Annotated in this window: 29 protein-coding genes; 19 read left to right on the top strand and 10 right to left on the bottom strand. The window is 68.7% G+C overall.

Annotated features, from left to right (window positions below; translation table 11 throughout):
* The 4 genes from JNN06_RS16900 to JNN06_RS16885 all read left to right on the top strand — a co-directional run.
* On the top strand, positions 1–400 hold a 400-nt coding region (locus JNN06_RS16900; protein ID WP_291240762.1), incomplete at its 5' end, for a peptide deformylase.
* Entirely contained in the window at positions 397–1290 is an 894-nt protein-coding gene (gene fmt, locus JNN06_RS16895) for a methionyl-tRNA formyltransferase (RefSeq protein ID WP_291240761.1), read from the top strand. The genes JNN06_RS16900 and fmt, both read left to right, overlap by 4 nt.
* A gap of 57 nt (positions 1291–1347) precedes the next feature.
* Positions 1348–1809, top strand: coding sequence for an EVE domain-containing protein (locus JNN06_RS16890; protein WP_291240760.1), 462 nt, complete (start codon positions 1348–1350; stop codon positions 1807–1809).
* Between the two features lie 24 nt (positions 1810–1833).
* The gene (locus JNN06_RS16885) at positions 1834–2067 is read left to right on the top strand and encodes a GlsB/YeaQ/YmgE family stress response membrane protein (protein ID WP_291240759.1); all 234 of its coding nucleotides are present in this window, start codon (positions 1834–1836) and stop codon (positions 2065–2067) included.
* Here JNN06_RS16885 and JNN06_RS16880 read toward each other — a convergent pair.
* From JNN06_RS16880 to JNN06_RS16860, 5 genes are all read right to left on the bottom strand, one after another.
* Positions 2057–2566 (bottom strand): TetR family transcriptional regulator, encoded by a 510-nt coding sequence (locus JNN06_RS16880; protein ID WP_291240758.1) that lies wholly within the window; start codon positions 2564–2566, stop codon positions 2057–2059. The two genes, JNN06_RS16885 and JNN06_RS16880, sit on opposite strands and share 11 nt — an antisense overlap.
* A gap of 288 nt (positions 2567–2854) precedes the next feature.
* The gene (locus JNN06_RS16875) at positions 2855–3481 is read right to left on the bottom strand and encodes a trimeric intracellular cation channel family protein (RefSeq protein ID WP_291240757.1); all 627 of its coding nucleotides are present in this window, start codon (positions 3479–3481) and stop codon (positions 2855–2857) included.
* Between the two features lie 10 nt (positions 3482–3491).
* Positions 3492–3956, bottom strand: a complete 465-nt coding sequence (gene rnhA / locus JNN06_RS16870; protein ID WP_291240756.1) for a ribonuclease HI — start codon at positions 3954–3956, stop codon at positions 3492–3494.
* A 28-nt stretch (positions 3957–3984) separates the two neighbouring features.
* On the bottom strand, positions 3985–4413 hold the full coding sequence (locus JNN06_RS16865) for a DUF3429 domain-containing protein (RefSeq protein ID WP_291240755.1): 429 nt from the start codon (positions 4411–4413) through the stop codon (positions 3985–3987).
* Positions 4410–5018 carry a LysE family translocator gene (locus tag JNN06_RS16860; RefSeq protein WP_291240754.1) on the bottom strand — a complete coding sequence of 203 codons (609 nt, stop codon included), beginning with the start codon at positions 5016–5018 and terminating at the stop codon, positions 4410–4412. Before JNN06_RS16860 ends, JNN06_RS16865 begins: the two co-directional genes overlap by 4 nt.
* A gap of 161 nt (positions 5019–5179) precedes the next feature.
* Between JNN06_RS16860 and JNN06_RS16855 the strand changes: the two genes are divergently transcribed.
* The 14 genes from JNN06_RS16855 (at position 5180) to JNN06_RS16795 (ending at position 13262) form a co-directional block, all read left to right on the top strand.
* On the top strand, positions 5180–5311 hold the full coding sequence (locus tag JNN06_RS16855; protein WP_366813009.1) for a phage tail protein: 132 nt from the start codon (positions 5180–5182) through the stop codon (positions 5309–5311).
* On the top strand, positions 5308–5523 hold the full coding sequence (locus JNN06_RS16850) for a tail protein X (RefSeq protein ID WP_291240752.1): 216 nt from the start codon (positions 5308–5310) through the stop codon (positions 5521–5523). Before JNN06_RS16855 ends, JNN06_RS16850 begins: the two co-directional genes overlap by 4 nt.
* Positions 5520–6497 (top strand): contractile injection system protein, VgrG/Pvc8 family, encoded by a 978-nt coding sequence (locus tag JNN06_RS16845; protein WP_291240751.1) that lies wholly within the window; start codon positions 5520–5522, stop codon positions 6495–6497. Before JNN06_RS16850 ends, JNN06_RS16845 begins: the two co-directional genes overlap by 4 nt.
* A gap of 1 nt (position 6498) precedes the next feature.
* Positions 6499–6756, top strand: a complete 258-nt coding sequence (locus JNN06_RS16840) for a hypothetical protein (RefSeq protein WP_291240750.1) — start codon at positions 6499–6501, stop codon at positions 6754–6756.
* Between the two features lie 140 nt (positions 6757–6896).
* Positions 6897–7100 (top strand): Com family DNA-binding transcriptional regulator, encoded by a 204-nt coding sequence (locus JNN06_RS17670; protein WP_366813006.1) that lies wholly within the window; start codon positions 6897–6899, stop codon positions 7098–7100.
* Positions 7060–7260 (top strand): hypothetical protein, encoded by a 201-nt coding sequence (locus tag JNN06_RS16835; RefSeq protein ID WP_291240749.1) that lies wholly within the window; start codon positions 7060–7062, stop codon positions 7258–7260. Before JNN06_RS17670 ends, JNN06_RS16835 begins: the two co-directional genes overlap by 41 nt.
* Entirely contained in the window at positions 7257–8369 is a 1113-nt protein-coding gene (locus JNN06_RS16830; protein ID WP_291240748.1) for a GNAT family N-acetyltransferase, read from the top strand. The genes JNN06_RS16835 and JNN06_RS16830 overlap by 4 nt, the downstream gene beginning before the upstream one ends.
* Complete coding sequence (locus JNN06_RS16825) at positions 8359–8916, top strand: formyltransferase family protein (protein ID WP_291240747.1); 558 nt, start codon at positions 8359–8361, stop codon at positions 8914–8916. The genes JNN06_RS16830 and JNN06_RS16825 overlap by 11 nt, the downstream gene beginning before the upstream one ends.
* A 139-nt stretch (positions 8917–9055) precedes the next feature.
* Positions 9056–9595 carry a hypothetical protein gene (locus JNN06_RS16820; RefSeq protein WP_291240746.1) on the top strand — a complete coding sequence of 180 codons (540 nt, stop codon included), beginning with the start codon at positions 9056–9058 and terminating at the stop codon, positions 9593–9595.
* 365 nt (positions 9596–9960) lie between these two features.
* On the top strand, positions 9961–10464 hold the full coding sequence (locus tag JNN06_RS16815) for a YbjN domain-containing protein (protein ID WP_291240745.1): 504 nt from the start codon (positions 9961–9963) through the stop codon (positions 10462–10464).
* Positions 10465–10526: 62 nt separating this feature from the next.
* Positions 10527–11336: a pyrroline-5-carboxylate reductase gene (gene proC, locus JNN06_RS16810; RefSeq protein WP_291240744.1), complete on the top strand. Its 810-nt coding sequence runs from the start codon at positions 10527–10529 to the stop codon at positions 11334–11336.
* Positions 11333–11668 (top strand): tRNA-binding protein, encoded by a 336-nt coding sequence (locus tag JNN06_RS16805; RefSeq protein ID WP_291240743.1) that lies wholly within the window; start codon positions 11333–11335, stop codon positions 11666–11668. Before proC ends, JNN06_RS16805 begins: the two co-directional genes overlap by 4 nt.
* Positions 11668–12609, top strand: coding sequence for a D-glycerate dehydrogenase (locus JNN06_RS16800; protein ID WP_291240742.1), 942 nt, complete (start codon positions 11668–11670; stop codon positions 12607–12609). Before JNN06_RS16805 ends, JNN06_RS16800 begins: the two co-directional genes overlap by 1 nt.
* A complete protein-coding gene (locus JNN06_RS16795; RefSeq protein ID WP_291240741.1) occupies positions 12606–13262 on the top strand; it encodes a sulfotransferase family 2 domain-containing protein in 657 nt (218 codons plus the stop codon). The genes JNN06_RS16800 and JNN06_RS16795 overlap by 4 nt, the downstream gene beginning before the upstream one ends.
* Positions 13263–13368: 106 nt before the next feature.
* Here the strand turns inward: JNN06_RS16795 and JNN06_RS16790 are convergent, their stop codons facing one another.
* The 4 genes from JNN06_RS16790 to JNN06_RS16775 are packed head-to-tail and all read right to left on the bottom strand — an operon-like array spanning position 13369 to position 17829.
* The gene (locus JNN06_RS16790) at positions 13369–14847 is read right to left on the bottom strand and encodes a S8 family serine peptidase (protein WP_291240740.1); all 1479 of its coding nucleotides are present in this window, start codon (positions 14845–14847) and stop codon (positions 13369–13371) included.
* Complete coding sequence (locus JNN06_RS16785) at positions 14844–15470, bottom strand: hypothetical protein (RefSeq protein WP_291240739.1); 627 nt, start codon at positions 15468–15470, stop codon at positions 14844–14846. The genes JNN06_RS16790 and JNN06_RS16785 overlap by 4 nt, the downstream gene beginning before the upstream one ends.
* Positions 15467–16027 (bottom strand): sigma-70 family RNA polymerase sigma factor, encoded by a 561-nt coding sequence (locus tag JNN06_RS16780; protein ID WP_291240738.1) that lies wholly within the window; start codon positions 16025–16027, stop codon positions 15467–15469. Before JNN06_RS16780 ends, JNN06_RS16785 begins: the two co-directional genes overlap by 4 nt.
* Positions 16024–17829 carry a hypothetical protein gene (locus JNN06_RS16775; RefSeq protein ID WP_291240737.1) on the bottom strand — a complete coding sequence of 602 codons (1806 nt, stop codon included), beginning with the start codon at positions 17827–17829 and terminating at the stop codon, positions 16024–16026. Before JNN06_RS16775 ends, JNN06_RS16780 begins: the two co-directional genes overlap by 4 nt.
* A 173-nt stretch (positions 17830–18002) precedes the next feature.
* On the opposite strand from JNN06_RS16775, the gene JNN06_RS16770 reads away from it, so the two are divergent.
* Positions 18003–18143, top strand: a complete 141-nt coding sequence (locus JNN06_RS16770; protein WP_291240736.1) for a hypothetical protein — start codon at positions 18003–18005, stop codon at positions 18141–18143.
* A gap of 545 nt (positions 18144–18688) precedes the next feature.
* On the opposite strand, the gene pth is transcribed toward JNN06_RS16770, so the two are convergent.
* Positions 18689–19393, bottom strand: a complete 705-nt coding sequence (gene pth, locus JNN06_RS16765) for an aminoacyl-tRNA hydrolase (protein ID WP_291240735.1) — start codon at positions 19391–19393, stop codon at positions 18689–18691.
* Positions 19394–19551: the final 158 nt, after the last annotated feature.

Here is a 19551-nt window from a genome sequence, read left to right as displayed (position 1 = left end):
GGTCGATACGATGGAGGCGATGCCGGGCTATGGCTTGGGCGCGCCGCAGATCGGGGTCATGCTGCGGCTAGCGGTGGTGGATTGCTCGCCCGAGCGCGGGCAGGCGGTGCTGATGGCCAACCCCGAGGTCTTGCACGCATCGGTGCAGCCGCGCGAGCATGAGGAGGCCAGCCCCAATCTGCCCGGCGTCTCGGCGGTGATCAGCCGCCCGCGCGCGGTGACGGTGCGGTTTCTGAACGCGGCGGGCGAGGTGGAGGAGCGCGATTTCGTGAACCTTTGGGCCACAAGCGTGCAGCATCAGATCGACCATCTGAACGGCAAGATGTATTTTGATCATCTTGGCCCGGTGAAACGCAAGATGTTGCTGGCAAAGGCGGAAAAGCTGCGGAGGCGCGGGTGAGGGTGGTGTTCATGGGCACGCCGGACTTCTCGGTTCCGGTGTTGGAGGCCTTGGCGCGGGATCACGAGGTGGTCTGCGTCTATAGCCAGCCCCCGCGCCCGGCGGGGCGCGGCAAGAAAGATCGCCCCTCGCCGGTGCAGGCGCGGGCCGAGGCGCTTGGCCTGCCGGTGCGCCATCCGGTCAGCCTGAAAACGCCCGAGGCGCAGGCGGAGTTTGCCGCGCTGAACGCCGATGTGGCGGTGGTGGTGGCCTATGGCCTCATCCTGCCGCAGGCGGTGCTGGACGCGCCGCGCCATGGCTGCCTGAACATTCATGCCAGCCTCTTGCCGCGCTGGCGCGGGGCGGCGCCGATCCATCGCGCGATCATGGCGGGCGATGCGGAGACCGGCATTTGCATCATGCAGATGGAGGCGGGTCTGGATACCGGGCCGGTGCTGCTGCGCGCGGCGGTGGCGATCGGGCCCGAGGAGACCACTGGCGCGCTGCATGACCGGTTGAGCCTGATGGGCGCGCGGCTGATCGGCGAGGCTTTGGCGCGCCTGCCCGCGCTGGTGCCGGAGGCGCAGCCCGAGGGGGCGAGCTATGCCGCCAAGATCGACAAGGCCGAGGCGCGGGTGGATTGGGCGCAATCTGCGGTGCAGGTGGATCGGCTGATCCGCGGGCTTTCGCCCTTTCCCGGCGCCTGGTGCGAGGTGGCGGGCGAGCGGGTGAAGCTGCTGGCGAGCCGCGTGGTGCCGGGCGCGGGCGCGCCGGGGCAGGTGCTGCACGGGTTGACGGTGGCTTGCGGCGCGGGTGCGGTGGAGATCACCCTGGCGCAGCGCGAGGGCAAGAAGCCGATGGCGCCGGGCGATTTTCTGCGCGGGTTTACCTTGCCGGAGCGGCTGGGCTGATGCTGACAGCTTCTGTCAGGGGGCATCGGGCAATGTGACGGCGAAGGGAGCCCTCACATGCTTGAAACGGAACAGAAATATTGGGTGGTGACGGCCTCGGCCGATCATGCGGCGCGGGGGAAAGGCCTGGGCATCGTGCAGGCCTGCCATGGCAAGGCGGCGCCCTTGCGGCGGATGCGGCCGGGTGACGGGGTGGTGATTTACTCGCCGCGTCAGGCGATGACGGGCGGCGCGGCGGTGCAGGCCTTCACCGCCTTGGGCCATGTAGCCGGGCCGGAGGTCTGGCAGGTGGAGATGGCGCCGGGCTTTTGCCCGTGGCGCCGGGCGGTGGAATGGGTGGCGGCCCCTTGGGCGCCGATCCGGCCCATGCTGGCCGATCTGGACCTGACGCGCGGCGAGGCGGCCTGGGGCATGGTGTTCCGCTTTGGCCTGCGGGCGCTGAGTGCTGCGGATTTCGCGCGGATCGCGGCGGCGATGGCGGTGGACAGCGGGGCAGGCTTGCGGCAGTCTGCGGGCTGAGGCGCGTTCAGAAGGCGGTGTGCGATGAATTTTCTGTTGATCCTGATCATCGGCGCGGCGGCGGGCTTTCTCGCCACGCGCTTCATGCGGGTGCAACTGGATGTGATCACCACCGTGCTTCTGGGTGTGGTGGGGGCCGGGGTCTCGTGGTTCGTGCTGCGGCTGATCGCCAAGGTGATGGGATCGGGGCTGATGTTCATCGGCGCCATTCTGGGCGCGATGGCGCTGATCTGGGCCTGGCAGAGTTTCAGGAAGTAAGGCGTTTCAGCGCCTCTTTCAGCCGGAAGCCCTTGCCGCCTGCGGCCTGCCACAGCATCTGCCCCTGCCAGGCGGCAAAGAGGATGGCCGCCGCCTCGCGCCCCTGAGCCCCGCCGCCCAAGCGCAGCGCAAGGGCGGTTTCCACCTGCGCGCGCCAGATTTCGGCCCGGGCACGCAGCGGTTCATCGCGAAAATCGGCGGCGAGAAGGGCGAGGGTGAGTGTATCCAGCGCCTTGAGCAGCGCCTGTGCGCCCTTGGCATTCAGCGGCGCCTCGGCCTCGGCCAGCCGGGTTTCGGCATCAAGCCGGTCCCAGGCGGCGGTGAGGGCGGCGCGCAGCATGTCTTCACGCGCGCCAAAGCGCTGGACCAGCGTTGGCCCGGCCAGGCCGGTGGCCTGCGCCACGGCAGAGAAAGACACCGCACGCTCGCCGCCCTCGGCCAGAAGGCGGTGAATTTCGGCAAAGACGGCGGCGTCGGGGATCAGTTTTCTGCGGGCCATGGGCGGAGAGTGTAGCGGGTTTGGCGGGGCAGGGAAGGGGGTATGGCCGAGGACCGCAGGACCGGGCGGATCAGGGAAAGCACCGCTTTCCCCCGCCCGGCAGAGACCCCGGCACCGCAAGACCCTGTCCGCCAGACCGGCAGAGGCCGGCGCCCGGCCCGGCGGGGGCGAAGCGCCCGCCATGGGCGGGACGGGCGCTGGCCGGTGGCCTTTGGGGCCACCGGCGGATAGCGGCCCCTGTATCGCGTGGCCTCGGCGATGGCCGAGGCCATTCCCGCCGAGCCTTTTTCAGCGCAGCCCGTCGCGCGGCGGGCGCGGGCGGTAGACCGGCAGGCGCCAGCCAAAGGCGACCGAACCGGCCCGCAAGGCAAAGGTGACGGCCGCGCAGGCCAGCAGCGCGAAGGGCTGGCCCGCCGCCGTCAGCGCAATCGCCGCCAGCGCCCCGGCAAAGGCGGCGGTGACATAGATCTCGCCCGCTTTCAGCACCAGCGGCACCTCATTGCAGACCACATCGCGCATCAGGCCCCCCATGCAGCCGGTGATCATCCCCATCACCAGCACCACCGGCCAGCCCAGCCCCGCGCCCAGTGCCACGCCCACCCCGGCAGGCACCGCCACCGCCAGCGCGCAGGCATCCAGCCACAGCAACACCCGGTAGCGGCTCTCCAGCCGGGGCGCGGCCACAAACACCACCAGCGCGGCCAAACTCGCCACCGCCAGATAGCCGGGCTGGCCAATCCAGAACACCGGATCGCGGTTGATCAGCATGTCGCGCAGCGTGCCGCCGCCAAGCGCCGTCAGGCAGGCGATGAAGATGAACCCCACAAGGTCAAGCTGCGCCCGGCTGGCCACCAGCGCCCCGGTCAGCGCAAACACCGCGACCGAGGCGAAATCCAGCGCCACCAGCAGGGTCATGCCGCCCCCATCATGCGGCGGGCTTTTTCTTGAAAGGCGCCATGCCCTCGCGCGCCAGCTCGTCGGCGCGCTCGTTCTCGGCATGGCCCGCATGGCCCTTGATCCAGCGCCATTCGACCTTGTGGCGCGCCTGCGCCTCATCCAGCCGCTGCCACAGATCGACATTCTTCACCGGCTTCTTGTCGGCGGTCTTCCAGCCATTGCGCTTCCAGCCGAAAATCCAGCCGGTCACACCGTTCTTCACATAGGCGCTGTCAGTCACCACCACGATCTCCGAGGGGCGGGCGAGGGTCTCCAGCGCCGAAATCGCCGCCAGCAGCTCCATCCGGTTGTTGGTGGTCTCGGCCTCGCCGCCGCAAAGCGTGCGTTCCTTCACCACCACCTCGCCCTCGCGCGCCAGCAGCAAGACCCCCCAGCCGCCGGGGCCGGGATTGCCGGAACAGGCGCCGTCAGTATAGGCGAAAAGCTGTGGCATCATGGCCCCCCTTGCTGGTCGCCCTGCCTTACAGCGCGGCGCCCAGGGATGCCAGCACCACGATGGACAGAAGCGCCCGGAAGCGCATCCACCAAAGCGGCGCCAACCCCTCGTTCCAGAACCAGAAATCCAGCACCAGCAGGCCCGCGAAACCCGCCATCAGCGCCTCGACCCGATAGCCGTGCAGCGGCAGCAGCGCGATGGCGGCAAACAGCGCGGGCAACACGGCCAAAGCATAGGCCATGGCGGCCTCGGTCCCTTCGGCGCGGGTGGCAAAGCCCCAAAGCACCCCCGACATGAAGCACAGGATGACGGTTGCGTAATGCAGCAGCAGCCAGTCGCCCTCGCTCAGCGCCGCCAGCACGGGCGCGGCGGGTTGCCATTGCGCCAGCGAGGCCAGCGCGAGGAAGGGCACAAGGCCCAGAATGCCAAACAGCGCAGCGCCCCGCGGGATCATGCTGCACGCTCCATCGCAAGGCGCAGGCCCAGGGCGGCAAAGCTCGCCGCAAAGGCCCGGCGCAGCCAGGCCATCACCCGGTCCGATTTCAGCAGGGTCTGGCGCCCGGAGGCGGCGAGGGCGGCGTAAAGCAGGAAGGTCAGCAGCGTCATGACGGAGAAACCCGCGCCCAGCTCGGCCATCTGCGCCAGGCTCGCGCCCTCGGCCGGCAGGAATTGCGGCAGGAAGGCCACGAAGAACAGCGGCAGTTTCGGGTTGAGGATATTGAGCATCACGCCGCGCGCCAGAATGCGCCCGGCAGGGGCGGGCGCCGCCGGGGCGATGCTGAGGCTGCCCTGATCGCGCAGCACGGCCCAGGCCATCCAGAGCAGATAGGCGACACCGGCATATTTCACGGTCTGGAACAGCAAGGCCGAGCTGAGCAGCAGCGCCGCGAGCCCCGCCAGCGCCACCCCCAGATGGAGGATCGTGGCCAGCGTGCAGCCCAAAGCCGCAAAGACCCCGGCCCGCATGCCGCCGCCCAGCGTCATCGACAGGGTGTAAACCACCCCGATGCCGGGCGTCACGCAGACGATGAAAGCGGTCAACAGGAATTCGGGCGTCATCGGCACCTCCGGGCTGGAACCGGCAGGTTAGGCATTTTTCCCGGTGAGGCAACCCCCGAAGGCACCCGTCCCCGCGCGCTCCATCCCGTGATCCCGCGCAATTGCCAAGGCGCCGGACCGGGGCCGCACCTCCTGAAGGGGGGAGGATCCTTGTCGATGGCATGGGCTGGGTCTGGGATCGTTGGGTCATCACCGGGGTGGAAGAGCGCAAGAGCCTGTTCATGGCCGATGGCGCGCCGCGCAAGATCGAGTTCACCACCAGCCTCAAGGCCTATGGGAGCGATCTGGCATGATCCCCTATCGCACCCTCGAAGGCGACATGCTGGATGCGATCTGCCATGTGCAGCTGGGTTCGGCCGCCCATCTGCCCGCCGTGCTGGCGGCCAATCCGCATCTGGCCGATCTCGGCCCGGTCTATCCGGCGGGTGTCCTGATCCAGCTGCCCGGCGTCGCCCCGGTCGAACCCGTGGCGCGCGGCCAAATCCGGCTTTGGGGGCGCACATGATCCCGGCCTTCCGCATCATGGTGGCGGGCGCGGATGCCACCGGCGCCGTGGCCGACCGGCTGCTTTCGCTGACCGTCACCGATGAGGATGGCCGCAAGGCCGACCGGCTGGAACTGGAACTCGACAACCGCGACGGGCGGCTGGCCTTCCCCGAGACCGAGGCGCGGATCGAGGTCTCGCTCGGCTATCGCGGCCTGCCGCTGTCGCTGATGGGGGTCTATGCGGTGGATGGGGTCTCCGGCTCCGGCCCGCGCCTCACCATGCGGATCACCGCCACCGCCGCCGACCTGAAGGGCGACATCCGCGCGCCGCGCACCCGAGGCTGGGAGGGCAAGAGCCTGCGCGACATCGTCGGCACCATCGCGGGCGAGGCGGGCCTGCGCGCCGTGGTGGGCGAGAGTGTCGCGGGCAAGGTCTGGGATTACCTCGCCCAGACCGCCGAGTCGAACCTGCACTTCCTGACCCGCATCGCCGCCACGCTGGATGCCACCGCCAAACCGGCGGGCGGCGCGCTGATCGTGCAGCGGCGGGGCGAAGGCAAGACCGCCGCAGGCGACGCCCTGACCCCGCCGGTCCTGCCGCGCTGGCGCTTCTCCGACTGGGATTGGCAGTTCGAGGGCCGCGCGATCTGGCGCGCCGCCGAGGCCGAATGGACCGACACCGCCACCGGCACCACCCATAAGGTGAAGCTGGGGCAGGGCACGCCCCTCAAGAAGATCCGCCACCCCTTCGCCACCGAGGCCGAGGCCACCCGCGCCGCCGAAGCCGCCCTGTCGGGCGCCGCCCGCGCCGCCATGACACTGGATGCCACGCTCTCGGGCTTTGAACCCGGCCTCCTCGGTGGGGCCTCCGCCAGTGTCACCGGCCTGATCCCGCCCGAGCTGAATGGCGAATGGCACCTCGAAAGCGTCACGCATTCCCTCTCAGGCGCGGGCCTGATCACCAGTTTCCGAGGCAAGAAAGGCGAGGCATGACATGCCCATGATTGACGCGACCGACCTGTGGCAATCCGTGCTGCTGACCGCAGATGAGGCCTGGCAAAACCGCAGCGACGCGCTGCCCGTCCTCGTGACGGCCGAGACCCCCGCAAACGCCGCCGACCTGCGCGGTCTGCGCCTGAACGGCGGCGATGTCTGGCTGTTCCGCGCCGGGCAAACCGTGTCCTGGCGCGTCGCCACCCTCCGCAGCGCCCCCGCCCGCAGCCCCGCCCAAATCCACCGCGAAGCGCTCTAAGCCGCTGACCGGGAGGCCAGAGGGTGCGCGAACACCCTCCGACACGGGGTCTGTTTCTCAGGCACTCCCCGCCGACCACCAGTCACCTTCTGGCCGCTCCCGTCCCCTGCAGGGGAGCGCCACCTAAGAGGTGATTCCCGATGCCGGATCAAGAGGTCCGTTGCTGCGCCTGCGCGCGGTTGCTATTCAAGATGCAGGACGGGGCGCTGACCGGCGCCCTTTCCATCAAATGCCCGCGTTGCCGGGCCATGAACATTCTGAGGCCGGTCCGAGCCCTTCCCCCCGAGCGCCCCCTGCGCCCAGATGCTGAAGGCTCCGAACATGCGCACCAGTGCAAGACTTGACCTGCCACCCCTTCCGCCGGGCGCGCCCGGCATTCCCAAGGGCCGCCGCTATCGCCAGCAATATGGCGTCATCCTCGTGACCGAGAGCGAGGCGGCGCAAATCGCCGCCTTCGATCACCTGACCAGCCTCGGCTACAAACCGCGCGTGGTGGTGACATGAAGGTCAGCATCCATCACCGCACCCCGCTGCCCGGCAGCTATCGCGCCGCCCGCGTCTCCAGCCTGTTCAACATCGTGGAAGATGCAGATTTCCGGCTGGAGATCGACGCGCCGCTTGAGGCGCAGCCCTGGCGCATCGGGCTGATTGTCGGGCCTTCGGGCACCGGCAAGACCTCGCTGGCGCAGGCCCTGTTCGGGCAGGAGGCCGCGCCCCGGCCTTGGCCCGACCTGCCGCTGATCGACGCCCTCGCGCCCGAGGGCGATTTCGACGCCGTCACCGCCGCGCTGGCCGCCGTGGGGCTGGGCAGCGTGCCCAGCTGGCTCCGGCCGTTTCACCACCTGTCGAATGGCGAGCAGTTCCGCGCCAGCCTCGCCCGCATCCTGTGCGAGGCACCGGGCTTCGCGCTGGTGGATGAGTTCACCTCGACCATCGACCGCGGGGTGGCGCGGATCGGCGCCGCCGCTTTCGCCAAGGCGTGGCGGCGCGGCGGCAAGGGCCAGTTCGTCGCCGTCACCTGCCACGAGGACGTCACCGACTGGCTGCAACCCGACTGGGTGATCGACACCCGCGACGGCACGTTCCGCTGGAGGCGTCTTCGACGGCCGCCCAGCCTCGCCCTCGACATCCACCAGACCAGCGCCGCCTTCTGGCCCGGCTTTGAGCCGCATCACTACCTGAAGCTGCCCGCCATGGTCGCGCCCATCTATTACGTCGGCTTTGTGGACGGGCAGCCGGTGGCGCATGTCTGCTTTTCCACCCGGCCGGGGCTGAAGGAGGCCCGCGCCTGCCGTCTGGTGATCCTGCCCGAATGGCAGGGCGCCGGGCTGGGGCTGCGCTTCCTGAACGAAGTGGCGGCCCTGTGGCGGCGCGGGGTGAACCGCTACGGCAAGCCGATGCCGACGCTGTTCCACACCTCGCATCCGGGGCTGGCGGCGGCATTGCGCCGCGACCCGCTCTGGGCGCAGGTCTCGGCCGAGCTGATGGGCGGTTGCAAGGCCAAGTCGATGGCATCGCTCAAACGCTCGGCCGAGCAGGGTGGCTGGAAGGCGCCGGGCAGCGGCTATGGCGGGCATTTCCGGGCCGTGCAGGGGTTTCGCTATGTCGAATGATCGCCCCCGCATCGCCCTGTTCGCCTCCAGCTGGCTCGGGGCCGAGGTGCTGACGCGGCTGGCCGCCAAGCCCCTCGATCTGGCGCTGGTCGCACCCTCGGCCGAGGATCGCGCCGCCCGCGCCGCCGAGGCCCTCGGCCTGCCCTGGACGGCCAAGCCTGATCCTGTGGCGCTGATGGCGACCGATCTGCCATGGCGCCCCGATCTGGTGGTCTGCGCCCATAGCTTCCGCATCCTGCCCGGCTGGCTGTTGCGCTGGTCCCGGCGGGGCGGCATCGGCTATCACCCCTCGCTGCTCCCGGCCTTCAGGGGCCGCCATGCGGTGCGGGATGCGCTGGCAGCGGGCGTGTCCGAGACCGGCGGCACGGTCTATCGTCTCACCGATCAGATCGACGGAGGCCCGCCGGTCATGGGCCGTTTAACGCCCCTGCAAAGACCTGTTCAAATCCACCCCGAGGACACCCCCGCAACCCTCTGGCGCCGCGCCCTCGCCCCCCTCGGGGTCGATCTGCTGCTCGAGGCCGTCGAGGTGGAAACCGGCCTCTGATCCTGTCCCCGGCGGTCCCCGCCGGGTCACCCTTTACCCCCCCCAAATTCGCTGCTTTGGAATTGATCGGCCCTCTCGAGGCACTTGGGAACAGTGCCGCTCAATGATACTCTCCCCATCAGGCCTATGGAGCTTCTTCATGTTGGATCAATTGACCGATGCCCTCGATGCCAGTGTCGACCATTTTCATGGGGCGCCACGACTGGTCTTGACCCTCGGGGACATGGAAACCGAGCGGGACCATGATGCCCACCTTGGCAATCTGCTGGCCAACTTTCGCAAAGGCTTGCGCCTTTGGCTCGCCCAGGGCGCAGAGCAACGTCACGAGATGGAAGAAATGCTCAAGACCATTCCGCTGGAAGCCGGACATCTCCAGAGATTGCTACGGTTGTCGCAGAGCCTTGCGAAGCGCGCCGAGCAAAGCGCCGGTGAATATGCCCCCTTCGTGACGTCGCTGAGAAAGCAGGCGCGCAAAGCGGCCATGATCTCGGCGGAGGGTGGAGCCTTTCTGCAGAACTATGCCGATCAGATCGATGCCCTCCTGGAGCAGGAGATCAACGCATTGACCGAGGCCTCGGATCACTTCCGGGGCTTGGCGCGCCTCCACGATCCCGAGCGCGGCCAAAGCGAGGTTTTTTCAGATGCGGCCTCTGCCCTAGCATTCCTGAAAGCCGCGTGAACTGGTGAAGGTATCTTTTGGGGCCAGCTTTACAGAGGCTCATGACGCCATTTGCGCCGAGTGGAACCGCCGCAAGTGACCCGCCGGGTCACCCTTTACACCCCACCAAAACCCGCTAGAAACCCGCCCAGCGCAAAACTGCTCTGCTGCAAGTTTCAGTGTAAAACTCTGCAGATTTCGCCGTCACGCTACACAGGCGGCGCTTGCAGTTACCCACAGAAGATTTGCCCACAAATCGCTTTACACACTTCCGCTTTGGCCCCACCATATCTAGTAAGGGGCATCCGGGCTTCCGCTGTAACTTGCCCGCTTCCCTGCTGCTTGTGGTCCGCAGACTGCAACATGCCGTATCAAGAGGCCGTGCAATGTCGCTTGCTGAAGACCTTTTCTTCACCGACGATCTCCACCCCATAGATCTGGTGGAGACACTGGCCGCTGACCACCAGTGGGAGTTTGACCGCGTCACGGACAACCAGATCGCCATGGCAGTTGAGGGGCTGTGGCGCAGCTATGCGATCACCCTTGCCTGGTCGCCGCAGGACGAGACCCTGCGCCTGATCTGCACCTTCGAGATGGAGCCGCCCGAGGCCCGTCTGCCCGCCCTATACGATGTGCTGAACCGCTGCAACGATCAGGTCTGGGCCGGCGCTTTCACCTATTGGGCCGAGCAAAAGCTGATGGTCTGGCGCTACGGCCTGTCGCTGGCGGGCGGGGCCGTGGCGGGGCCTGCGCAGCTCAACCACATGATTTCCGAGGCGATTTCGGGCTGCGAACGCTTTTACCCGGCTTTCCAGCTGGTCGCCTGGGGCGAGCGCGCACCCGCCGATGCCATGGGCGTTGCCATCTCCGAGGCCTGGGGCAGGGCCTGACGCCCCCCATTGCGCCCCGCCCCTCTGCTGCCTAATCTGGCGCAGAGAAACCGGGGGCGAAGATGCTGGAACGTGTGCGAAATCAAGGCCTTGTGCTGTTGGGCTGTGGCAAGATGGGCTCGGCCATGCTGGAAGGCTGGCTCAAGCAGGGCGTGCCGCCCGCCGCCATCTGGGTGCTGGAGCCGCACCCCTCCGACTGGCTGAAATCCACCGGCGTGCATCTGAATGCGGGCCTGCCCGCCGCGCCCGCCATCGTGTTGCTGGCGGTGAAACCGCAGATGATGGGCGCTGCGCTGCCGCAGGTGGCGGCGCTTGGCAATGGCGCGACGGTGTTTCTGTCGATCGCCGCAGGCACCACCATTGCCAGTTTCGAGGCCACTTTCGGCGCGCAAACCCCGATCATCCGCGCCATGCCCAATACCCCCGCCGCCGTCGGGCGCGGCATTACCGCGATCACCGGCAATGCGCATGCCTCGGAGGCTGACTTGGCGCTGGCCGAGGCGCTGCTGGCCGCCGTGGGGCAGGTGGTGCGGCTGGAGGGCGAGCATCAGATGGATGCGGTCACCGCCGTCTCCGGCTCTGGCCCGGCCTATGTGTTCCACCTGATCGAGGCCTTGGCGCAGGCGGGCGAGGCCGAGGGGCTGCCCGCTGATCTCGCCATGCAACTGGCGCGGGCCACGGTCTGCGGCGCGGGCGAACTTGCTTACCAAGCCGCTGAATCTGCGTCGCAATTGCGCGTCAACGTCACCTCGCCGGGGGGCACCACCGCCGCCGCCCTCTCCGTTCTCATGGACAAAGAAACCGGCCTGCCCCCCCTGATGGTCCGCGCCGTCAAGGCCGCCGCCGAGCGCGGGCGGGAGCTGGGCCAATGACCATCACCTACGATGATTTCGCCAAGGTCGACATCCGCGTGGGCCGCATCACCCGGGTTGAGCCCTTCCCCGAGGCGCGCAAACCCGCCTTCAAACTCTGGGTCGATTTCGGGTCCGAAATCGGCGAGCGCCGGTCTTCGGCCCAGATCACCACGCATTACACGCCCGAAACCCTGATCGGGCGGCAAGTCCTTGGCGTGGTGAACTTTCCGCCCCGGCAAATCGGCCCGGTGCGCTCCGAGGTGCTGGTGCTGGGCCTGCCGGATGCAAGCGGCGAGGTGGTGCTGATCGGCCCCGGCCATGAGGTGCCGCTGGGCGGGCGGCTGTTCTGATGCGGCTGCTGATCACCCGCCCGCTGCCCGAGCCCGTGATGCAGGCCGCCCGCGCGCGGTTCGAGGTGACGGCGCGCGAAAGCACCCTGCCGCTGACGCCCGCAGAGCTTGAGGCCGCCCTTGCCGAGTATGACCTTGTGCTGCCCACCCTAGGCGATCGCTTCAGCGCCGATCTGTTCGCCACCCCGCCCCGCGCGCGGCTGCTGGCGAATTTCGGCGTGGGCTTCAACCATATCGACGTGGCCGCGGCCCGCGCGGCGGGGGTGGCGGTCAGCAATACCCCCGGCGCCGTCACCGAGGCCACGGCGGATATTGCGCTGACGCTGATCCTGATGACCGCGCGGCGGGCAGGGGAGGGCGAGCGTCTGCTGCGCGCCGGTCAGTGGCAGGGCTGGCACCCGACGCAGCTCTTGGGCCAGCATGTCAGCGGCAAGACTGTGGCGATCATCGGCATGGGCCGCATCGGCCAGGCCATCGCGCGGCGCTGCCATTTCGGCTTTGGCATGAAAGTGGTGTTTCACGCCCGCCGCCCGCTGGCCCTCGATTTTCCGGCGACGCAACTGCCGTTTGAAACAGCCATGCAGGCCGATTTTGTGGTGCTGGCCGTGCCGGGCGGGCCGCAGACGCGCCACCTGATCGACACTCGTGCCTTGGGCCTCATGCGGCCGCATGCCATCCTCGTGAACATCGCGCGCGGCGATGTGGTGGATGAAAGCGCCCTGATCGCGGCCCTGCAAAGCGGCCAGATCGCGGGCGCGGGGCTGGACGTTTATGAACAGGAACCCGTGGTGCCCGAGGCGCTGAAAGCGCTGGAAAACGTCACCCTGCTGCCGCATCTGGGCACCGCTGCGCTGGAGGTGCGCACCGCCATGGGGTTGATGGCGGTCGAGAACCTGATCGCCTTCGCCGAGGGCCGCCCGCTGCCCAATGCGCTGCCATGATCCTGTCGCGCGGGCGCCGCTTCATCTTCATCCATATTCCCAAAACCGGCGGCACCGCGCTGACCCTCGCCCTCGAATCCCGCGCGATGAAGGATGACATCCTCATCGGCGATACGCCCAAGGCCCGCGCCCGCAAGGCCCGCTGGCAGGGCACACGCGCGCAGGGGCGGCTGTGGAAACACGCCACGCTCTCCGACATTGCGGGACTGGCCACCGATGACGAGATCGCCACGTTCTTCACCTTCACCCTTGTGCGCAACCCATGGGACCGGGTGGTGAGCTATTATCACTGGCTGCGCGGGCAAAGTTTCGCCCATCCCGCCGTGGGCCTTGCGAAAACCCATGATTTCAGCGGCTTCCTGAACCACCCCCATAGCCAAGCCAGCCTCGCCGCATGGCCCGCGCGCCGCCACATGACCAACCGTTTCGGGGAGGAGCGCGCCTCCGCCTATCTGCGGCTGGAGCATCTGGCCGAAGACCTCGCTCCCTTCGAGGCCCATGCCCATCTGCGCCTTGGCCCGGTGCCGCGCGCCAATGAAAGCGACCGCCCGCGCGATTGGCGCCCGTTTTACAGCGCGGCCGACGCGGCCCTGCTGGCCCAGCTCTGCGCCGAAGACATCGCGCGCTTTGGCTACAGCTTCGATCCGGCTTGAGGCTGCAAGTTTGACCGAGGCCATCGCCTCGGTCAGGCGGCACCGCGCCCACACCGCTCTCGAAAGGCCGGGAGTTCCTGCTTCCGGCCGCCGCAGCCCAAGACCCTCAGCAGCCGCCCGGCAGCCGGATCAGCCCGCGCCCGAATTGCGTATCCACCCCCGGCGCGCCCAGATCCTCGGCTGCGGCACCAAGCGCACTCAGCAGCCCCTCGCGCGAGCGGGTGCCGCGTGCCATCATCTGCGCCACCACCGCCGTCGCCACCGCCGAGGCGTAAGAGGTGCCGCTGCGATAGCTGGCCTTGCCGCCACGCCCCGGCACCAGCACATCCACCCCCGGCGCCGCGAAATCGACCCCCGGCCCGGTATTGGCCTTGCGATAAAGCCGCCGCGCCGCATCCACCGCCGTCACGCCAATCACCCGCGGGTCCGCCGCCGGATAGGCCACACCCTCGCGCCCGCCATTGCCGGTCGCCGCCAGCATCACGATGCCGCGCGCATCGGCCAGCCGGATCAGCTCGGCCAGCGTTTCATTCTCCGGCCCGGTCAGCGACATGTTGATCAGCTCCACCCGGCTCTCGATCAGCCAATCCAGCGCCTGCGCGATGTTTTCCAGCCGCGCCACCTCGCGCCCGCCGGTGCGGGCAAAGGCCACCACCGAATAGATCTGCGCCCCCGGCGCGATGCCGGGCGGGGCGCCGCTGCCGCCGGGCGAGGCGATCAGCGCCGCAATCCCGGTGGCATGATCGGCCGAGCCCTGATGATCGCCGCCCGACAGCACCGAGGTCGAACGCACCGGCACCCCGGCCAGCGCGGGCACCCCGGTATCCACCGGCCCGTCAATCAGCCCGATGCGCACCTGCCGCCCCAACGCGCAGACCGCATCCGGGCGTTGCCCCACCATTTGCAGCGCATAGCCCGAGGCGTCTGCTGTCTTGCTGTCCGGCCCCGCCGCCGCGCGATAGACGGTGTGCCGGTCGGCCTTGGCCGCCACGCCACGCCGGGCCAGCGCGCCGCGCAGCTGGTTCAGCGTCATGGTGCCGCGCAGATCCACCGCCAGCATCTTCAGCCCAAGGCCACCCAGCTCGGTGCGGCGCAGCACTTCGGCCCCCGCCTCGGCCAACAAGGCTTCGGCGGCGCCCATGGCGGCACTGCGCCCGGCCAGCAGATATTCCGGCGCGCCGCTGGGGGCGGCCACATCGCTGGCCGTCGCGCGTTCCAGCGGGCGGCGCGGCCCGCGCTGCGGCGCGGCCATCGGCCCGTCGCGCGGGCAGGTGCGCCCTTGTGTCAGAATGATGTCGCGCCCGCCGCCCTTGGGAATATGGCGCAGCCAGAACAGCGTATCGCCCGGCACGCCCCGCAGCGGCATCCGCACCCGCAGCCGGTTGCGGCTTTGCGCCAGAATTTTGACGGGCATGGTGATCCCGTCGAAATCAAGGCGCAGGTTCAGGTCATCGACCTCCAGCCCGGCCTGCAAGACCGTGCGCAGCGGCGCATTCACCACATCGCCCGGCGCCACGCAGTCCCGCGCCAGCGCGGGCGGGGCAAGCAGGGCCAGGGCGAGGGCCAGCGCCGCGCGCAGCCTCATTCCGGCGCCTCCACCGAGGCGACGATGGGCGCGCGCGCCAAGGCCGCGGCCACCGCCGCCGCATCGGCGCCCGGCGGCAGTTCCAGCCGATACAGGCCCAGAGCCCCCGGACCGTCCACGATCAGCAGATCCTGCGCCTGCAACAGCGCCGAGACTTCGGCCAGCCGCGCCTCGGGGGCGAAGGTCACCGTCAGGCGCGGCAATTCCGCCGCATCGCCCGAGGCCTGTTCATACACCGGGGCCTGTTCGTAAATTGGCGCCTCTGCCGGGGCAGGGGGGCGCATCAGCGCCGCCGTGCCCAGCCCCGCGACCAGCGCCGCGATCCCGGCGGCGAAAGCGGGCGCCTGCCAGCCCTGCCAGCGCGCCGGCGCCACCGGACCCGCCGGCGCCTGTTGCGGCGGCAGATCGCGCATCAGCCGCGCCAGCGCAAATTCGGTGCCGGTCTGCGGCAGCGGCTCGGCCCGCATCAGCGCCCGCAGCCGGGTCAGAAAGCCCGCATCATCCTGCAAATCCGGGTCGCGCGCCAGCCAGTCCTCGACCTCGCGCGCCTCCTCCGGCGCCAGCGAGCCATTCACCGCAAAGGGCAACCGCCCGGCCACATCCTCGCGTGTCAGTCCGTTCATCCCTGGCCCTCCGAGATCCCGAATTGCCCAAGGCAATGCTGCAACAGCTTTTTCGCGTGGAAGATGCGGGTTTTCACCGTGCCTTCGGGCACCGCCGTCACCTCCGCAATCTCACGATAGCCCATATCCTCATAGAAGGCGAGGTTGATGGCGGCGCGATGCTCGGGCTTCAGCCGGTCAAGGCAATGGCGCAGCCGCTCCTGCGCCTGACCTGCGGCCATGCAATCCAGTGCCGCCGGGGCGTCATCTTCCGCCTCGGGAATTTCATCGGTCAACCTGACCCGCGCCTGTGCCCTGAACACGTCGATCACCTTGCGATAGGCAATGCCGAACACCCAGGTCTTCGCCGCCGAGCGGCCCTCGAACCGGGGCGCATTGCGCCACACTTCCAGAAAAACATCGTGAACTAGGTCGGCTGACTGCGCCGGATCGTTCAATTTTCCCTGCACAAATCGGTAAAGCGGCTTTTCCAGCGCGCGATACAGCGCCGCCAGCGCCGTGCGGTCGCCTGCCGCCACGCGGGCCAGCAGCGCCTCCAGACCGGGCGCGGCACTCATCTGCTGCTCCCCAGATCATGCCGCAGCGTCAGACCCATCACCCAGCCGCCATCCTCCGCCAGATCGGGCGCCTCGGCACCGCGCCCGTAATCGGCGCGCATCACCAGCTCGGTGGCGGGGGACAGGCGCCGGGCCAGCTCGGCGCCGAAATAGGCGCCCTCCTCGGCCTCGGGGTCCTGATCCTCCTGCCAGCCCGCCTCGACAAAACCCGTCCACAGACCGGGCGCCAGATCCCAGCCATAGCCCGCCTCCAGCGACAGGCGGTTGTAGCGGCTGCCGGGTTTGCGCAACTGCCCCAGCTCGGCGGCCAGGGTCAGGGTGGTGGCGTCATCCGGCGTCCAGGCATATAGCCCCTCCAGCGCCAGATCGGTCTCATCCGCGCCCGAGGCCGGGCGCAGCGCCTCCCGCGTGAGGCTGAGCGCCCAGGCGTAATCGGGCTGAAACTTGTCCATGCCAAGGCTGAGACTGTCCAGCCGGAAATCCTCGGACGCGCCGCTGCCATCCGGCCCGCCGCCGCGCAGCCAGCGCTGATCCTCCCGCCCGAGCGACAGGAAGAAGGTCATCCCGTTCAGCGGCCCGCCGGTGAAATCATCGGGCAGGAAATAAAGGTCAAAGCCATAGTCATGCAGGGCATCGCTGCGCTCGGCCTCCAGCCCGTCCAGATTGGTCTCGGCGCGGCGCGCCTTGGCCTCCCATTGCCAGAAGGCCGATTGCCACAACAGCCCGATCTCGCGCCCCGCCTGATCGGCATCGGCGGTCAGATCGGGGTTCAGCGGCAAGATCACATCCGGCCCGGTGCGATCGGCGCCCAGGGTCAGCGTCAGGCTGCGCTCGTCGCCCTCGGGCAGCAGCGCCATGCCGATCTCGGCGGCAAAGGCCTGATCCTGCCGCGTCTCGGGAAAGCCGTTCAGCGCGATTTCATGGCGGCTTTGCAGATAGCCCAGCTCGAATGACCCGCCGGGCAACAGCGCCAGCGGCCCCGAAAGCCGCAGCGCCTGACCCGCAACCCGGGCCGTCCGGTCGCCATCCTCGGCGCGGCCCGCATAGGCCAGCAGATCGGCCTGCACCCCGCGCCCCGGCAGCGGCAAGACCCGCGCCGCCACGCCCCGCACCAGATCGCCCTGATCCTCCAGCCCGGTCAGATTGCGCCGCCCCGATACCGCATTGGGCGAGACCGCGAAGAGCATCACATCGCTGCGCCCGCCGGGGTCTTGCAGGCGCAGGGACAGGCCGCGCCTAGCGCTGTCATCCATCGCCAGCGTCTCGCCCGGCGGCTCTTGCGTGCCAATGCGCGCGATCAGCGCATCGCCCCATAGCGCGCCGCGATGTTCCAGAAAATAATCGGTGATCTCGCTGCGCGGATTGCGGCTGTCATCCTCCTGATCCTGCCGGAAGCCCAGCGCCCCGCGCCAGCGCCCGCCATCGCGCGAAAAGCCGATGCGCCCGCTGCCCTGCAACAGCCCCGCCGTGCCCTCTGGCCCCGCCTGCACCCCCGCCTCGATCCGCCCGGTCAGCGTCACCTCGGTGGCACCGCTCGGGGTTTCAAAGGCCCAGATGCCCAGCTCCACATCCGCGCCCGGCTCCACCCGATAAAGCGTGATGTCATGGCTCGCGCCTTGCAGGCCGGGCGGCAGCGTGACCAGCAGGTCGCGCCCCGCCAGCCGCAGGCCCGCCGCCACCGCGATGCCGTCAATCTCGACCCGAAGCCGCGACAGCGGCACGGTTTCCGCCAGCGGCAGGCGCAGCGTGCCGCCTTCGGCCACGGCACCCAGCCGCGCCTGCGCGCCTGCGGGTGTGGCCATGCCAAAGCCCAGAAGGCCCGGGGCCCCAAAACCCAAAGCGACAGATAACAGGCCCGGCCACAGGACGGGCAGACGACTCAGAAACACATGTCCCATCAGGTTCCGCCCAGATCAGACGGCAACCATAGCAAGGTTCGCCCCCGATTAGCCAGAGAACGGCCCGGCGAACTGCCATGAAATTTACAATTCTGGCCCGCTATCCGGCAACTTTGGCGATAGTTGCTTTTAGGGCATCCTTCGCCATGGGTGTATTTCGCCAAGTTTCAGAAAAAACGACAAAAATTTTGAACGCCGCCCCCGGCAGGGCCGACTGATGAACGTATGAGTGTGTTGAGTGCAAGGTTGGGGCGTGGTTGCCAAAGTAACGAGTGGCGGTGTGCGAGTGTCTGGCAGGACGCAGCGCCGTTTCGGTGCAGCGGCGCCCCCCTGTGCATCCGGCTTCCGGCTCCCCGTCGGGAAAAGGCTGTGCAGGGCGAGGTTCGGCGGGGGTGGGTGCAAGCCTGTCCCGGCCGGCCAAGCCTCCTTGCAGGTCTCCGGTCCGTCTGACGGAGGGGCCGCAAGGTCCGTCCGTCGCCCCAGAGGCGGCACCGGAGACACATTGCCTGTCTTGTCAGTATGTTCGGTTTTTGTGTGTGTGAGCGTCCGGCTTCAGGTGTGCGAGTGAGAAATGTTGTGTCTGTGAAAGTATCGGTCGGGACGCGGTGACCCCGCAAGGGGCAGGCCCGTGGCGTGAGTGATGCGAGTATTGGCCCGTTCGGCCCTCAAGGTGCAGAGAACTGTCACAACAATGGCCGGTCGGGTGTCATGCCCGGCCGGCCATCGGTTTTGGGGGCCATCGGTTTTGGGCGCCCTCTGGCGCTCAGCCCCGGAACCTGTCGGCCAGCTTTTGCAGCGCGCTGCGCCCGTCCTCCTCCAGTGCGGCCTCGGCCGGTTTGGCGGGCTTTTCGGTTTTGCCCGCGCGCGGCGCTTGCGCCAGCACCCCGGTCGAGGGGCGGGGCGGCGCCACCCGCAGCGCCACGGCATTCAGGAATTTCGCCGCATCGCCCGCCGCCAGCGCGCCCGCGCCATCGCAGATCCCGCGCAGCAGGTCGTCCAGCCAGGCCTGATCGGCCTTGCCGAAATCATGCAGCACATAGCCCGCCACCGCATCCTTGTGGCCCGGATGCCCGATGCCCAGCCGCACCCGGTGATAGGCCTCGCCGATATGGGCATGGATCGAGCGCAGGCCGTTATGCCCGGCATGGCCGCCGCCCGTTTTCACCTTGATCTTGCCGGGCGCCAGGTCCAGCTCGTCATGAAACACCGTCACATCGCCGGGCAGCAGCTTGTGAAAGCGCATCGCCTCGCCCACCGATTGCCCCGAGAGGTTCATGAAGGTCTCGGGTTTCAGCAGCAGCACTTTCTCGTCGCCCAGCCGCCCCTCGGCGATCAGCCCCTGAAAGCTGCGCTTCCAGCCGCTGAACCCGTGATCCTCGGCCAGCCGATCCAGCGCCATGAAGCCGATATTGTGCCGGTTGCCCGCATATTTCGCCCCCGGATTGCCCAGACCGACCCAAAGTTTCATGACATGCCCTCAGCTGCGCCGCGCCCCTCTTGCCCCGATTCCCGGCAAAAATCCACCCGTCGCTGGTCCGGGCGGATCAGGAAACGCCCCAGAAAAATCGTTTCAGCCCGTGACCGAGAGGCCCGCGCTCGCCCGGTGGGTGCAAAGCACCCGCCCCC

The sequence above is a fragment of the Gemmobacter sp. genome, assembly GCF_016792925.1.
Taxonomy (GTDB): Bacteria; Pseudomonadota; Alphaproteobacteria; order Rhodobacterales; family Rhodobacteraceae; genus Gemmobacter.
The sequence above is the reverse complement of the archived record's forward strand: the minus strand, read 5'-3'. Positions and strand labels throughout refer to the sequence as shown.